This is a genomic window from Frankia sp. RB5 (genome assembly GCF_059816245.1).
Map to the genome: position 1 here is coordinate 88,748 of NZ_JCBATA010000005.1, position 14,504 is coordinate 103,251.

General features: G+C 70.4%; 12 protein-coding genes. 3 read left to right on the forward strand and 9 right to left on the reverse strand.

Translation table 11 applies throughout. The annotated features are described in order from the left end of the window. Positions 1-11 precede the first annotated feature (11 nt). From AC6EXY_RS03970 to AC6EXY_RS03990, 5 genes are all read right to left on the reverse strand, one after another. Positions 12-1,532: an aldehyde dehydrogenase family protein gene (locus tag AC6EXY_RS03970; RefSeq protein WP_101831472.1), complete on the reverse strand. Its 1,521-nt coding sequence runs from the start codon at positions 1,530-1,532 to the stop codon at positions 12-14. Between the two features lie 62 nt (positions 1,533-1,594). Further along, positions 1,595-2,095 (reverse strand): flavin reductase family protein, encoded by a 501-nt coding sequence (locus tag AC6EXY_RS03975; RefSeq protein ID WP_101831471.1) that lies wholly within the window; start codon positions 2,093-2,095, stop codon positions 1,595-1,597. 83 nt (positions 2,096-2,178) lie between these two features. Then, positions 2,179-3,795 (reverse strand): AMP-binding protein, encoded by a 1,617-nt coding sequence (locus AC6EXY_RS03980; protein WP_101831470.1) that lies wholly within the window; start codon positions 3,793-3,795, stop codon positions 2,179-2,181. 86 nt (positions 3,796-3,881) lie between these two features. Further along, positions 3,882-4,379 carry a ketosteroid isomerase-related protein gene (locus AC6EXY_RS03985; RefSeq protein ID WP_101831469.1) on the reverse strand — a complete coding sequence of 166 codons (498 nt, stop codon included), beginning with the start codon at positions 4,377-4,379 and terminating at the stop codon, positions 3,882-3,884. A 160-nt stretch (positions 4,380-4,539) separates the two neighbouring features. Beyond that, positions 4,540-5,016 carry a ketosteroid isomerase-related protein gene (locus AC6EXY_RS03990; protein ID WP_101831468.1) on the reverse strand — a complete coding sequence of 159 codons (477 nt, stop codon included), beginning with the start codon at positions 5,014-5,016 and terminating at the stop codon, positions 4,540-4,542. Between the two features lie 303 nt (positions 5,017-5,319). Between AC6EXY_RS03990 and AC6EXY_RS03995 the strand changes: the two genes are divergently transcribed. After that, positions 5,320-6,537, forward strand: coding sequence for an acyl-CoA dehydrogenase family protein (locus AC6EXY_RS03995; protein WP_101831545.1), 1,218 nt, complete (start codon positions 5,320-5,322; stop codon positions 6,535-6,537). Positions 6,538-6,573: 36 nt separating this feature from the next. On the opposite strand, the gene AC6EXY_RS04000 is transcribed toward AC6EXY_RS03995, so the two are convergent. The 4 genes from AC6EXY_RS04000 to AC6EXY_RS04015 form a co-directional block, all read right to left on the reverse strand. After that, positions 6,574-7,689: a helix-turn-helix transcriptional regulator gene (locus tag AC6EXY_RS04000; RefSeq protein WP_279354614.1), complete on the reverse strand. Its 1,116-nt coding sequence runs from the start codon at positions 7,687-7,689 to the stop codon at positions 6,574-6,576. Between the two features lie 212 nt (positions 7,690-7,901). Further along, on the reverse strand, positions 7,902-9,050 hold the full coding sequence (locus AC6EXY_RS04005; protein WP_499816615.1) for a helix-turn-helix transcriptional regulator: 1,149 nt from the start codon (positions 9,048-9,050) through the stop codon (positions 7,902-7,904). Between the two features lie 108 nt (positions 9,051-9,158). Then, complete coding sequence (locus AC6EXY_RS04010; RefSeq protein ID WP_101831466.1) at positions 9,159-10,358, reverse strand: TetR/AcrR family transcriptional regulator; 1,200 nt, start codon at positions 10,356-10,358, stop codon at positions 9,159-9,161. Positions 10,359-10,446: 88 nt separating this feature from the next. Next, entirely contained in the window at positions 10,447-11,241 is a 795-nt protein-coding gene (locus AC6EXY_RS04015; RefSeq protein ID WP_243407435.1) for an enoyl-CoA hydratase/isomerase family protein, read from the reverse strand. A gap of 248 nt (positions 11,242-11,489) precedes the next feature. Between AC6EXY_RS04015 and AC6EXY_RS04020 the strand changes: the two genes are divergently transcribed. Both AC6EXY_RS04020 and AC6EXY_RS04025 read left to right on the forward strand, forming a co-directional pair. Then, a complete protein-coding gene (locus AC6EXY_RS04020; RefSeq protein ID WP_499816614.1) occupies positions 11,490-13,481 on the forward strand; it encodes an AMP-binding protein in 1,992 nt (663 codons plus the stop codon). A gap of 42 nt (positions 13,482-13,523) precedes the next feature. Beyond that, on the forward strand, positions 13,524-14,480 hold the full coding sequence (locus AC6EXY_RS04025; RefSeq protein ID WP_499816613.1) for a hydroxymethylglutaryl-CoA lyase: 957 nt from the start codon (positions 13,524-13,526) through the stop codon (positions 14,478-14,480). Positions 14,481-14,504: the final 24 nt, after the last annotated feature.

Here is a 14,504-nt window from a genome sequence, read left to right on the forward strand (position 1 = left end):
CGCAGGTGCACTCAGGCCCCACCGGTCGGTGGAGTGCCGAGCACGAGCGCGAACGCGGCGCGGTTCTCCAGTCCGCCGGACCGGTCGAGGGAGATGAACTTGGCCTCGGTGTACTCGTCGAGTGCGTCCGGGCCGCCCTCACGACCGAGCCCGCTCTGTTTGAAGCCGCCGAACGGGTACGCCGGGGGGATCACGTGCCAGTCGTTGACGTAGACCATCCCGGCCTCGAGCTGACGGGCGATGTCGAGGGCGCGTTCCTCGTCGCGGCTCCAGACCCCGGCGGACAGCCCGTAGTCGCTGTCGTTCGCGATCGCCACGGCCTGCTCCGTCGACTCGTAGGGCAGCACGGTCAGCACGGGACCGAAAACCTCCTCCCGCGCGATCGCGGACTGGTGGGACACGCCGGTGACCACCGTCGGCTCGACCCAGTGACCGCTGCGGAAGGGCGGGCCGCTCGGTACGCCTCCGCCGCACGCGATCGTCGCCCCGTCCGCACGTGCCGATTCCAGATAGCCCACGATGCGGTCACGCTGACGCTCGCTGATGACGGGGCCGACGTCGGTGGCCGGATCAAGCGGGTCACCGAGGCGCAGCGTGGCGGCGCGCGCGACGAGGCGCCGCACGATCTCGTCCTGCAACGCGCTCGGCACCAGTAGCCGAGTCCCCGCCTCGCAGGCCTGGCCGTTGTTGGCGAGCGCCGCGAACAGCGCGCCGTCGACCGCGAGGTCGAGGTCGGCGTCCGCCAGGATGATGTTGGGTCCCTTGCCGCCGAGTTCGAGTGTCACCCGCTTCACCGTGTCGGCGGACGCGGCGAGAATGGACCTGCCGACCTCGGTCGAGCCGGTGAACGCCACCTTGCGGACGTCGGGGTGGCAGCACAGATGCGCACCGACCGGGTCGCCGTCGCCGGTCACCACGTTGAGCACCCCCGGCGGCAGCCCGGCCGCCTCGAACTCCCGCGCCAGCTCGAGGGCGATCAGAGGGGCCTGCTCGTCCGGCTTGAGTACCACCGTGTTGCCCGCGGCGAGCGCCGGGGCGACCTTCCACACCGTCACCAGCAGCGGGATGTTCCACGGCACGATCGCGGCGACCACGCCCAGCGGCTCACGCCGCAGCACGCCCTCGGCCGGGATCGGGCCGATCGCGGGCCCAGGCCGTTCGAACCGGTAGGTCCGCGCCAGATCGGCGAGGTAGCGCAGGTGGCCGAGCGACAGGCCGAGGTGCAATGCCGAGGTGACGCGGATGGTCGCGCCGTTCTCCCGGGTCTGCAGGATCGCCAGTTCCTGCGCTCGCCCCTCAACACGGTCCGCGACGGCGTGCAGTAAGGCCGCTCTCTTCTCCGGTGGGGTGCGCCGCCACTCGCCGGCCTCGTGCGCGGCCTTCGCGGCGGCCACGGCCTGGTCGACGTTCTCGGTGGTTCCCATGGCCACGGTGGCGACCAGCTCACCGGTGGCGGGGTTGCGGATCTCGCGTCGCCGCGACGAGTCGACCCATTCCCCGGCGATATGGAAACGGTAGTGCGGAACGGACATGATGTCCCCTTCGTCGACGCCGGTCCTGATCGGTAATGGCTTTCCCGTCGCTTTCGGTCGGCCTACTCGGCCGCATGCAGACGCCGGTAACGGCTGCGGTAGTACAGCAGCGGATCCCGCTCGTCCCGAGCCCGCAGGAACTCCACGTGGCAGGTGACGATATGGTGGTCGCCGCCGTCATAGGTCTCGGCGACCCGGGCGCCCAGGTGTGCGGCGGCCTCGTGCAGCGCAGGGGCTCCGTTGGCGAGCAGGGACCAGTCGACACCGGCGAACTTGTTGGCGCCGCTGCGAGCGAAACCGTTGCTGACCTGGTCCTGTCCCTCACTCAGGATGTTGATGCAGATCGCCTCGGCCGCCGCCACCATCGGCCACGACGTGGAGGTCTTCGACGGGCAGAACAGCACCATCGGCGGAACGAGGGACAGCGACGTGAACGACTGGCAGGTCAGACCCACCGGCCGACCGTCGACCTGGGCCGTGACGACGACGATTCCACTCGCGAAACGCGACACGACGTCACGGAAGCAGGCCTCGTCCACGTACGGGCGCGAATCTGTCGTCATTCTTCTCTTCCGCCTCTGCTCTTTTCTTTCCGGGTTCTTCCGTGTGGGCCGCGGCTCCGACCGCGGCGGCGACCGCGGGATCGTCAGCTGATCCGCCGGGCGCGGCCCACCCAGAACGGCGACCGCAGCGACTTCTTGTCGACCTTGCCCGCCGGGTTCACCGGCAGCGCGTCGACCAGCTCGACAGTCTTCGGCGCGGGCACACCGCCGAGCTGACGCCGGACGTGGTCGATCAGCTCGGCCGTCTCGGCCTGCCGGCCGCCACGAAGCACGACCACGGCGTGCACCGCCTCGCCCCACTTCGGGTGGGGTACTCCGATGACCGCCGCCTGGGCCACCGCCGGATGGGTCGCCAGCACGTCCTCCACCTGTCGGGGGAAGACGTTGAACCCGCCACTGACGATCAGGTCCTTCTTGCGGTCGACCAGGTGCAGGAACCCGTCCGCATCCAGAAAGCCGACGTCGCCGGTGTGCACCCAGCCGTCGCGCAGCGTCTCGGCGTCTCGGGAGGAGTCCAGATAGCCGATCATCTGACCGAGCTGGCGGGAGCAGATCTCCCCGACCTCGCCGGTCGGGAGCTGCTTGTCCGTGTCGTCCTGGATGCTTACCCGAACGAAGGGCAGCGGTCGCCCAGCGGAGGCCAGCCGGGCGCCGTCCGCGCGGTCGGCCGGCACGTGCTCCTCCTTGCGCAGGCAGGAGACGTAGCCCGGCTCGGTGCCGGCGTAGGCCTGGACGAAGATCGGCCCGAACGCGTCCAGCGCCTCCCGGAGCCGCTCCGGCGAGATCGGAGCACCGGCGTAGATCATCGTCCGTAGCGACGACAGGTCGAACGCGGCCCGGCCTGGATGGTCCAGCAGCAGGTAGACGATGGTCGGAACGACCGCCGTGGCGGTGACCTTCTCGCGTTCGATGGTCGCCAGCAGCCTGTCGACATCGAGCCCGGGAAGCATCACGTTGGTCCCGCCACGCAGGAACGTCGGCATGACGAAGATCTGCGTGAAGTGGGTCAGCGGCGCGCCGTGCGCGAAGATCTCACCCGGGCGGATGTCGCCGATCTCCAGCCCCGCGGTGATGCTGTAGTGCGCCCAGGTGAAATGGGAGTTGATGACCCCCTTGGGCTCCCCGGTGCTGCCGGAGGTGAACAGAACGTAGGCCTCGTCGTGCTCGTCGAGCGGCACCTCCGGCGCGGTGTCGCCGGGCTGCGCACCGAAGAAGCACTGGTAGTCGCGACCGGCGGCGATCAGGGCACCCGCCGTGCCCGCGGCGCTGGAGGGGCCGGAAGTCGTCGCGTCCGCGCCCGGGGGCCGCAGTCGCACGAGGTGCCTGATCCCGATCGGCTCGTTGTCGAGCAGATCGGCGATGACCTGATCGAACTGGGAGTGGTAGATCAGCGTGGTCGCGGCGGCCTGGCGCAGGTTGGCGTGGTGCACCGACGCGCTGGCGCGCGCGGGCATCTGCACGAGCACCGCGCCTGCCTTCCAGATGCCATACTGCGTCGGGATGAACTCGGCGACGTTCGGCAGGAGCAGGCCGACCCGCTCCCCCTTGCCGACACCGAGCGCCACCAGGCCGTTCGCCACCTGGTTCGCCTGTTGGCGCATCTGCCGGTAGGTCAGCCGCCACTCGCCGTCGACGATCGCCGTCGAGTCGGCGTGGTGCAGGCAGGCTCGATCGAAGACTTCGGGCAGAGTGCCCCACATCCGTTCACCCTCCGTCCGGGCAGGTGGTCCGCCGGCCGCTCCGGCCAGGTCAGCCGGGTGGAGCCGGGTCAGTCGGGTCAGTCGGGTCAGCTCGCGGCGCTGGGGTCGAAGTCGGCGGCCCAGTAGTGGGGGGTGAGAACCTGCAGGTGGAGCTGCTGGAGCACCGGGACGTCATTCCAGTTGGTCAGCTCACGGTCGATGAGCCCGTCGGCGTCGAACTGGTGCCACGTCTGGCCCCGTGTACTCAGCGTCTGGCCGCCGGCCGGTACCCCCCGGAAGCTGGCGAGGCCCTCCCCCGTCCAGCGCCACAGGATCGTCACGGCGAAGGCCCCCGCGGCGCCGGTGGTCTCGATCGCGTCGAGGATGTCGAAGTGGTGAATTCCCAGGCCGTTGGTGGGGTCGGGGTTGGCGAAGATGACGAGCCGCTCGCGTAGTTCGGCGACGGTGGTCGCGGTGTCGTACACGTGGTCCTGGGCGCGCCGGTCGTCGTAGAGGACGTCTGCGGCGTACAGCGCGAGGGCCGCCTCGGTGTCGCTGGTGATTGCCCTCGTCCACCGCTCGGCGTGGTCCGTTCCTCTGCTCATCGGCGTGCTGCTCCCTGGTCGGATCTGGTCGGCGCGGGCCGCGTTCGTCCGGTGTTCCTGAGACGGTCGGCAAATGGGGACATGTTCGGGCGGATCGTGGTCGCGGGCGCCCCCGCGCGCGACGGCCGCCGTCGTGCGGGGCGGGACACCGACGCGAGGTTCAGCCACTGCTCGCGGCAGCCGCGAGGGCCGGCGGCCCGGCGACTCCGCCGTGAACGGACAGCGGCAGGCCGATCGCGGCGAGCGGGGCGACCGCGTCCCAGTAGGTTGACTCGCGCCGGATGCGCCCGTCCGGGTCGTAGACGTGAAAGGTCTGACCGGAGGTGCTGAAGGGCTTCCCGCCGGTCGGGACGCCGAGGAACGCGGCGGCTCCGTCGGGCTCCCAGGTCCACCGGATGATGCCGCTGCGGGAATCGCCGATGTACTCGTCGATACGGAAGCAGTTGATGCCGATCCCGTTGGTCCGGTCGGCGTTCGCATAGGGAGCGAAGACCCGATGCAGCTCCGCCTTGTCGGTGATGGACTGATCCAGGATCAGATCCTCGAAGAGAAAGTCGTCGGCGTAGAGAGCGCAGACCTTCTCCGCGCTCTCCCGGAAGGCCTTCAACCAGAGTACGGCGAATCGGTACGAGGACATGCAGGTTCTCCTCCCCGCTGGGCGGTGAAAGCCGCGACGGGCCGCCCGGCCTGTCCCCGAACCGTAGATCGCCGCCACCTCGGACGCGTCACCCCTCGGGGTCAAAAACACCTCCCTTTGGGGGGAAACGCGCGGACACCTGCTCAGGGAGGGGCCCAGGCCGACCGCCGTGCCGCGGGCCCACCACCGTCACCCTGTCGAAGGGCGAAACCTCTCCTGTGGGGAGATCCCGTGCGGATTCGACTCGAATACGCTTCGTTTCCGCAGCCGACGCGGACCAGACGGCGAGGAGTGATCCGGCACATGGGAAAGCACGATGTGGAGATGACCCCGGACGAGCAGGCCGAGGTGTTGAACGCCGCCAGGTCGCTGGCGAAGGAGTTCGCCGAGATCGGGCCGGCCGCCGACGCGGAGAACCGATTCCCCGTCGAACTCGTTGCCCGGTACAAGGAGAGCGGGCTGGTTCCGCTCGCCGTGCCGAAGAAGTACGGGGGTCTCGGAGCCGACATCTGGACCACCGCGCTCGTCTCCCGCGAGCTCGCGAAGGGTGACCCGGCCATCGCCCTGGCCTTCAACATGCACCAGACGATGGTGGGTATCTTCCGCGGCCTGCTTGACGAGCCGACCCGCGCACGGGTCTTTGGGCAGCTCGTCGAGGAACAAAAGATCGTCTGTGGACCGTTCAGCGAGGACCGGGCTGGTCTGTCCGGGCTCGCGGACACGATCGCGGTGCCCGATGGAAACGGTGGCTGGCATATCTCGGGCAAGAAGACGTGGGCCACACTGTGCCTGGGTGCGGACATCGTCGCCTTCAACGCGACGATCACCGAGCCCGACGGCGCGCTGCCGACCGACTTCCAGGAGCACGCCTCACGCGAGGCCGTGTTCGTCCTGCCCATGGACAGCCCGGGAATCAGCATCATCGAGACCTGGGACACGTTGGGCATGCGCGCGACGGGCACGCACACCATCGTCTTCGACAAGGTTCCCGCACCGGCCGCGTCCCACGGCGGGAACTTTCGCCAGGGACTGTTCGGCGAGTTCGAATGGGCGTCGATGAGCTTCGCGGGCGTCTACTGCGGGCTGGCCGAGAAGGCGTACCTCGAAACCAGGGAGATCCTCAAGAAGAAGACGCTCGGTGCGACGATGGAGGGTTCCGACGTCGCGCTCAAGGGCGTCGGCTACATCCAGCACGGACTCGGCCGCATGTGTCTCGAGACCGAGGCCGCCATCCGGACGCTGGAGGCGACAGCCCGCATCCTCATCGACGGACGTGATGGCCAGTGGAACCCGCTGGCGCGGACGGCGTTCCTCGACGTCGCCAAGGTCACCACGACCGAGACCGCGATCCGCGTCACCGACACGGCATTGCGTCTCGTCGGCGGCTCCTCGTTCCGCCGCGGTCACGTGCTGGAGCGCCTCTACCGAGATGCGCGCGGCGGGCCCTTCCATCCTCTGACCACCGACCAGGCATACGACCTGCTGGGCCGCAGCGAGCTGGGCCTGCTCGGCGCCCCGTAGCCAGGTGCGGGGCCTCGGTTCGGCGGGGAATGCCGGTCAGATCGACTGACGAGCATTCCACCGCCCGGACGTCCCCGGCCGGCCCTGTCCTGCGGGCGGCGACGCCGAGGCACGGGCCTGCCTGCCCGCGACGGGCGGGCGGGGAGCGCCGAAACTGGCCGCGATCGCCTGCGACCGGTTCGCGACGCCGAGCTTGCGCAGGATGTGCTTCACATGGGACTTCACCGTCTCCTCTGTGATGATCAGAGTCTCGGCGATCGCACTGTTCGTCGCGCCGGCGACCAGCAGTTCGAAGACCTCCGCCTCACGGACAGTCAGCTTTCCCACCACCCGGGACACGGGCAGGGTGATACTGCTCGGGTCGACGCGGGCTCCCTCGGCCACCGCGCCGACGGAGGCCTCGGGCAGGATGTCTATCCCCGCCTCGCAGATCTCGTCCATCGAACGCACGGTGAGCGACAGGATGCCGCGTACCAGGTCCCGGTGGGCGCGCAGACGTTCCATCAGCGCGACGCGTTCGAACACGTGACCAAATCCGGCGGCGAACGACCAGAGCACCTCCCGGTCGAAGTCGTCCACCCGCTTCGGTGAGGGGAAGTGGTCGGCGTGCAGCAGGCCGACCACCTCCATCCCGCGCATGACGGGGGCCACCACGTAGGAGGAGGATCGCCCCGACTCGATGATGATGGGCCGATGGACCGCCGCGTGCTCGGTGTCATGGACCAGGGCGGGACGATGTCCGGTGAGCAGCAGGGTCTCCGGCGCCTGGGCGTCCAGCGGAACGGGCCGGCCGATCCACCCGGCGAACCACGACTGGAACTCCTGGTCGTCGCTGAAACAGGCGGTCCAGGGCCGCCAGACGTCCTGTTCCACCCGGGAGAGCACCGCACGCCCGAATCCGCATCGGCCGACGAGCTCCTGGCACGCGTGGTCGACGAGGTCGGCCGAGCCCGACAGGTCACGCAGGCGGCGCAACCCGGTCGCACAGTCGGACAGCCGTCGGGCCCGGCGCTCCACCTCGTAGCCGCACAGCTCGACACCAAGCTCGTGGAGATCGACGACAAGCTCGCAGAGGCGCCGCGCACCGGGGGCGTCGGGGTCACCGCGGACGCGCAGGCGGTCCACACATTCCTCGGCCAGTTCCGTGACCATCAACCAGGCCGTGCTCCACATCCGCTCCCCGGACGCGGGAATGGCACGCTCTCGCGTTCCGTGGACCGGCGGTGGTTCGCCCAGTGCTTCATGAACCGCCGCGCGCACGGAATCGATTCGGGCCGCCAGGGCGACTTCCCGCTGTCGCCAGCTCCGTTGCGCGGCGGCGGCCGGGAAAACGGTGCGGGCGGTGCGCCGTCCTGGTTCCGCCGTCATAAGGACCGGGCCTGGTTGCGAAGGAGACCAAGATAGCGCACGATCGCTTCGGCTCGGTTCGCCGCGCGCAGTTTGCGCAGGATATGTTTTACGTGGGATTTCACCGTCGTCTCCGACACCGTCAGTCGATTCGCGATTTCGGCATTCGTCGCGCCTTTCGCCAGCAGCCGAAGGACATCGTGCTCGCGAGGGGTGAGACCGTCAAAGGGCCGCGGCAGCGCCGGGGGAACGTCCAGCGCGGCGATCCCGTCCAGCGCCGCGGCGCCGCCGCGCTCGGCGGGACGCGAGGGCCTGCCGGCGCCGGTAGGCGGCGCTATGGCGTCCTCCAGGCGCGGCGACGCCGCAAGCCCCGCGCCGGTGGTGTGCAGGGCCGAGAACGTCGCCGCGATCTGTTCCCGCTGGAGCGTCAGCCGCTTCAGCGCGACCGCCCGCTCGATGACGAGCCCGAGCCCGTCGGCGAAGGTCTGCACCAGTTCCCGGTCCGCCGTGGTGAGCGGCCGCCGGCTGGCGTGCCGGTCGGCGTGCAGATACCCCAGCACCGCGTCGCCGGCCTGCACGGCGGCCACCACGTACTCCCGGGTGGCGGACACCTCCATCAACGGCCGGTACAGGCGCGGTTCGGCCTGGGCATCGAGCACCAGCGCGGGCACCCGCCGGCGCAGCAGCTCAGCCTCCGGCATCGCCGAGGTCAGCGGGATCACCCGGTCGCGCAGGAACTCGCCCAGGGCGATGTTGACCGGGTCCTGCGCGCCGTGTTCGACATGCAGCGCGATGGGTAGCCAGGTCGAGCCCCGGACGGCGGAGACCAGCGCCCGATCGAAGCCCCCGGCGACGCACAGTGCACGCGGTGCCGCGGCGAGCATCTCGGACGCGCTGCCAGCGTCGCGCAGCGCCATGAGTTCGTCGCGGACGCGCGCCTGCGTCGCGGCCTGCGCGCGGAGCAGGTGGTCATGCAACTCCGCGGCCGTGGCCCCGAGGCCCGCCAGCGACTCGGGATTCGTGCGGCCCTCGCAGTCCTGAAGCGGAAGGCCGGCCTCGATGCCGGGGGCGAGGCCGGCGGCCTGGGCAGACATCCGCAACTTCGCCAACAGCCGCCGATGACGCTCGTCGATCGGCTCCTCAACCGCGGTCGGATCCGGCGCCACGCGTCCGCCCTTCTCTCGCTCCACGGGCCACCGACGGCCGCTCCCCGCCGACCGATTATGTGTAGCTCCATTTACTTGTGGGGAGCGTAGTGATCTGCGTCATGCCGGTCAAGGCATCAAGGCTGAATCGTCCAGTATGCCCATACATGCGGTGTGGACCAGGCCCACCAGGCCGGTCACCTCACGCAGCGGGGCTGTCCGGGCTACGTCATTGACCATCGTGAGCACGGCGTGCACCCGGTAGAGCGCGGTGGCCCGGTCGAGCTCGGGCCGGACCGCCCGCAGCAGGCGCAGCCATTCCCCCGCATAGGTCTGCGTGATGGTGCGGACCCGCCCACGATGATCCTCGGGAAGGCTGGGGGACTCGGTGACGAGCACGGTAACCAGATCGGGATGGGACATCACGAAATCGAGGTAGGCGCCGGCCGCGTTGGTGAGCCCGGCCTCGGGGGTGCCGGCGCGGGCCAGGGAACCCGACATCGCCAGCTGCATCGCCGTGGTCGCCCGGGTGACGATGGTGACGAGCAGGTCGGCCTTCGTGGCGAAGTGCCGGTACAGCGCGGCGCTGCTCACTCCCACGGCGGCACCGATCTCCTCGGTCGTGACGCCCTGATACCCGCGTTCGGCGAACATCCGGGCCGCCGCCACCAGCAGAGCCTCCCGGCGGTTGCCGGGCGGCAGCCCTGGTGCGCTGCCGCCGCCCGACCCTGCGTCCCGTCCGCGCTCGGTCGGTACCTGCGTGCGACAGACCGCGAGGGCCAGGCCGGTCAGCAGCGCCGCGGCCGCATCCTCGGACATGGCGACGTCGTGATAGGACGGGCTGGTCAGAACCGCCAACGTGCACCAGGCCAGCACCTCCGCGTGGCGGCGCCCCACCTCCGGCCGGTCGGCGGCGATCGCGTCGACGAGCCGGTCGAGGAAGAGGAAGAAGTGCTTCCTCATCGGCGCGCGTACCGCGCTGCTCAGATAGCGGCTCTCCCGGGTCCAGAGCACGCCCAGCTCGCGGCGCCGGGCCGAGATCGCGGCCAGGTCGCCGACCACCTGCGTGAGGTCGGCGCCGCCACGGCCGGTGACGACCGCCGCCCGGTCGAAGCTCTCCGACAGGGTCCGCGCGAGCAGTTCCTCCTTGCTGCGGAAGTGCCGGTAGAGGGCCCCGGCGGTGATCCCGACCGAGGCGGCGATCTCCTCCGTGCTCACGTTGGGATAGCCGGACCTGTAGAACAGCCCGCTCGCGGCCAGCAGGATCTGCGCCCTGCGGTCACGCGGACGAGAGGTGCGGGTGACCGCCCCACGGCCGTGGGTCGCCATCGGGGAGCTCCTCCTGCCTGCACGTGCTCCCAGCGGGTCCGGCCACGCCCCGGACTCCACTTCGATCACCCACTAGGTTACTGGTGATTTACTTCGGGCGGGAGGCGAGACGGTCGCGCAGGCGTGCCACGGCCGCGCTGGTCTCCGGGTGCCCCATCAACAGGGCCTGACCGCGGGCCTCGGTCTCCAGCGCCGACCACAGCGAGGGCGCGTCGGTGTTCGCCTGCAACGCCCGCTTGGTCAGCGCCAGCCCTGACCTGGGGTGAGCCACGATCTCACGGGCCAGGTCGAGTGTCCGCCTGAGCAGCGACTCGGCCGGCACCACGCGGTTGGCCAGTCCGATCCGCACGGCCTCGGTGGCATCCACCGCGCGGGCGGTATACAGGAGCTCGCCGGCCAGGCCGCGCCCGACGATCCTGGGAAGCAGCCAGGACGCGCCCAGGTCGGCGCCGGACATCCCGATCCTGACGAAGGCTGCCTGGAACAGCGCATCAGACGCAGCCACCCGGATGTCGGCGGCCAAGGCGAGGCTGAATCCGCCGCCGATCGCCGGACCGCGGACGGCCGCGATCATCGGCTGCGGTAGCGAGTACAGCGCGAACAGCGCCTGATTGCCCAGGTCCTGCAGCGCGAGGGCGCCGTCCGGACCGAGCTCGGCGAACTCCGCCGCACCGCCGAGGTCGTAGCCGGAGCAGAAGGCACGGCCGTCTCCGCTGAGCACCACGACACTGACCGAACTGTCCGCGCGCAGCTGCTCGGCGACCGCCCGCAGCTCGGCGAGCATTTCCCGGGTCAGCGCGTTGAGGCGGTCGGGCCGGCGGAGGACCACCACCGCCACGCCTGGTTCCGGCCACGTCACGTCCACTGTTCGCTGCGCCGTCACAGACGACTCCCTGATCCGTTCCATTCCGGCCTGTCGCGAGGGACTCTATGGCCGCTCACGGGAGAGGGGAGAGACATCTCCCTCCCCTGGGTGTGGGAGTGCCTTCCTCCGAGGGGTATGCGGGTTCGGGCGGCGTCGGCATTCTGGGACGAGCCCCACAGGAGAGGGCCACAACCGGTTCACGGACCTGCACGCTGCCTGTCGGCGACATCGCCTGGGCAGCGATTCCTCATGGAGCTGAGCCCACCATGGCCTACACCTGGCGCCCTGGCCCCGAGTACCTGGAGCACACGAACGTCGCCCGTCTCATGCGTGGGCTCGGCGCGGCCACGGCCGACGAGTTGCGGGCGATCTCGGTCGCCGACATCGACGCGTTCTGGCAGGCTGTCGTGGACGACCTGGAGATCACGTTCAGACGGTCCTACGAGCGGGTCGTCGACCTGTCCCGCGGGATCGAGTTCCCGGAGTGGTTCCCCGGCGGCGAGATCAACATTGTGGACGCCTGCCTGGGCCGGTGGGGGGCGCGGACGCCGCACGCACGAGCCGTGGTTCACGAGGACGAGAGCGGTGCGGTGCGCGAGCTCACCTTCGCCGAGTTGGCCGATCAGGTCTCCCGGCTGCGTGGAGCACTGCGGGCCCGTGGGATCGGCGCCGGCGATGCCGTGGCGCTCTACCTGCCGATGGTCCCGGAGGCGGTGGTGGCGTTCTATGCCGCGGCCGGTCTGGGGGCGATGGTCGTCCCCCTGTTCTCCGGTTTCGCGGCGACGGCGATCGCCGCCCGGCTCCAGGACGCCCACGTCAGGGCAGTCATCACCGCCGACGGCACGATCCGGCGTGGTCAGACAACCCCGATGCGTGCCCAGCTCGAGGACGCGCTGACGCGGTGCCCGAGCGTGCGTCTGATGGTTGTCGTCGACAACCTGACCAGCAGGGCCGAAGCCGCCGAAGCCGCCGAGCCCGCTGAACCCGCCGAACCGGCGGTGGGCGTCGAGGTGGTCGGGTGGGGGCGGATGCTGGCCGGCGAGCCGGACCCGGTGGTAGCGCCGACCGGCTCGTCGGACGTGCTGCTGTTGGCCTATACCTCCGGGACGACCGGCCGGCCGAAAGGCGCGGTGCACACCCACGCCGGATTCCTGGTGAAGACGGCCTGCGAGGTCGCCTACGGCTTTGATCTGGCACCGGGACGCACCTTCTGCTGGATCACCGACATGGGCTGGATCATGGGCCCGCTGTCGGTCGTCGGTACCCACGCCTGCGGCGGGACGCTGCTGCTGTACGAGGGCGCGCCGGACCGGCCGGACGCGACCCGGCTGTGGTCGATGGTGCGCCGACACCAGGTGACCACGCTCGGTGTGTCGCCGACGTTGATCCGCGCGCTGCGCGCGACCGGCCCGGACCGGCCCGCCGAGGACCTCTCGTCGGTGCGCGTCCTCGGCTCGACCGGTGAGCCGTGGGATCCGGAGTCCTACGAGTGGCTGGCCGGTGTGGTCTTCGAGGGACGGGTCCCAGTCATCAACTTCTCCGGCGGAACCGAGGTGGGCGGCTCCTTCCTGTGCCCCTATCCCGTCGAGGAGATCGCCAGTTGTTCGCTGGGCGGCCCCGCCCTCGGGATGGACGTGGACGTGGTCGATGATGCCGGGCAGCCACTGCGTGGGACGGTCGGTGAACTGGTGTGCCGCCAACCGTGGCCGTCCATGACCCGCGGGGTGTGGCGGGACGACGCCCGCTACCTGGATGGGTACTGGTCGACCTTCCCCGGGATGTGGCGCCACGGCGACTTCGCGCTCGTCGACGAGTCGGGCGCCTGGTTCGTTCTCGGACGGTCGGACGACGTCATGAACGTGGCAGGCAAGCGGGTCGCCCCCGCGGAGATCGAGTCGGTGCTGGCCGCGGACCCGGCAGTGGCGGAGTCCGCGGTGGTCGGCGTGCCGGACCCGGCCAGGGGTGAGGCCATCTGGGCGTTCTGGGTGGCCCGCCCGGGCGACGCGGCGCGAATGGGCGCCGGGTTCGAGGAGGAGGTGTCGCGACGGCTGCGTGCGCGGGTCGCCGAAGATCTCGGCAGGCCTTTCGCGCCGAGCCGCGTGGTCCGCGTCGCCGCGCTACCGAAGACGCGGTCGGCGAAGATCCTGCGCCGAGCGGTCCGCGCCGCCATCCTCGGCACCGATCCGGGAGACCTGTCGAGCGCGGAGAACCCGGATGCCGTCGAGGACATCCGCGCCCAGCTGGCGAACCCGCGATGAGCACAGCAGGGCTCGTGGCCACATCACCCGGAAGGAGCTGACATGATCCACCCCACCGCCTCCGGAGACGAGCGGCGCAGTGTCCGCATCCGCGAGGTCGGCCCCCGTGACGGGTTCCAGAACGAGGCGGAGACGGTACCCACCGCGGACAAGATCGCGCTGATCAACGCGCTGGGGCGCGCCGGGCTGACCCGCATCGAGCTGGCCAGCTTCGTGCGGCCCGACCTCATCCCGCAGCTCGCCGACGGCGTCGAGGTCCTGCGCGGCGTCGACCTGCCGGCCGGCACGGAACGCATGGTCCTGGTGCCGAACGGCCGGGGGTTGGACAACGCGCTGCGGCAGCGGGAGCTGTTCACCGGGCAGGCGCTGTTCGACGCCGTCACCCTGTTCGTCAGCGCCTCCGAGACGCACAACAAGAAGAACATCAACCGCACGATCGAGCAGACGATGGCGGAGGTCGCGGTGATGGGCGGGCGCATCGTCGCCGAGGGTCTGCGCTTCTGTGCGGTCGTGTCCACCGCCTTCGGCTGCCCGTATGAGGGTGTGGTGCCGATGGACCACGTGCTGGATCTGGCCGAGCGGTTCGTCGATGCAGGCGCGGTCGAGGTCGGTTTCGGTGACACGACGGGCATGGCCAACCCGGCCTACTCCGGACGGTTCTTCGCGGCGGCACTCGACCGACTGCCGGGCGTGGAGGTGACCGCACACTTCCACAACACCCGCGGACAGGGGCTGGCCAACGCCTACGCCGCGCTGGAGGCGGGATGCACCAGTTTCGAGTCCAGCTTCGGTGAGCTTGGCGGCTGCCCGGTGCCGGCCGGCGCCACCGGCAACATCGCCACCGAGGACCTGGTCAGCATGCTGCACGAGATGGGCGTCGAGACCGGCGTCGATCTGCCGGCGCTGATCGACGCCGCCCGCGCCGCCCAGTCCATCCTCGGCCGGCCGCTGACCAGCCACTCCATCGTCGCAGGCCCGGTGGTCTGGGCCGGCCGGTGACGACCCGCGCCGGCCGGCCTCCCG

Bases quoted from the DNA above. Each gene is read 5' to 3' on its own strand.
- AC6EXY_RS03970 (WP_101831472.1), bottom strand. From the start codon at position 1,532: ATGTCCGTTCCGCACTACCGTTTCCATATCGCCGGGGAATGGGTCGAC.
- AC6EXY_RS03975 (WP_101831471.1), bottom strand. From the start codon at position 2,095: ATGACGACAGATTCGCGCCCGTACGTGGACGAGGCCTGCTTCCGTGAC.
- AC6EXY_RS03980 (WP_101831470.1), bottom strand. From the start codon at position 3,795: ATGTGGGGCACTCTGCCCGAAGTCTTCGATCGAGCCTGCCTGCACCAC.
- AC6EXY_RS03985 (WP_101831469.1), bottom strand. From the start codon at position 4,379: ATGAGCAGAGGAACGGACCACGCCGAGCGGTGGACGAGGGCAATCACC.
- AC6EXY_RS03990 (WP_101831468.1), bottom strand. From the start codon at position 5,016: ATGTCCTCGTACCGATTCGCCGTACTCTGGTTGAAGGCCTTCCGGGAG.
- AC6EXY_RS03995 (WP_101831545.1), top strand. From the start codon at position 5,320: ATGGGAAAGCACGATGTGGAGATGACCCCGGACGAGCAGGCCGAGGTG.
- AC6EXY_RS04000 (WP_279354614.1), bottom strand. From the start codon at position 7,689: ATGGTCACGGAACTGGCCGAGGAATGTGTGGACCGCCTGCGCGTCCGC.
- AC6EXY_RS04010 (WP_101831466.1), bottom strand. From the start codon at position 10,358: ATGGCGACCCACGGCCGTGGGGCGGTCACCCGCACCTCTCGTCCGCGT.
- AC6EXY_RS04020 (WP_499816614.1), top strand. From the start codon at position 11,490: ATGGCCTACACCTGGCGCCCTGGCCCCGAGTACCTGGAGCACACGAAC.
- AC6EXY_RS04025 (WP_499816613.1), top strand. From the start codon at position 13,524: ATGATCCACCCCACCGCCTCCGGAGACGAGCGGCGCAGTGTCCGCATC.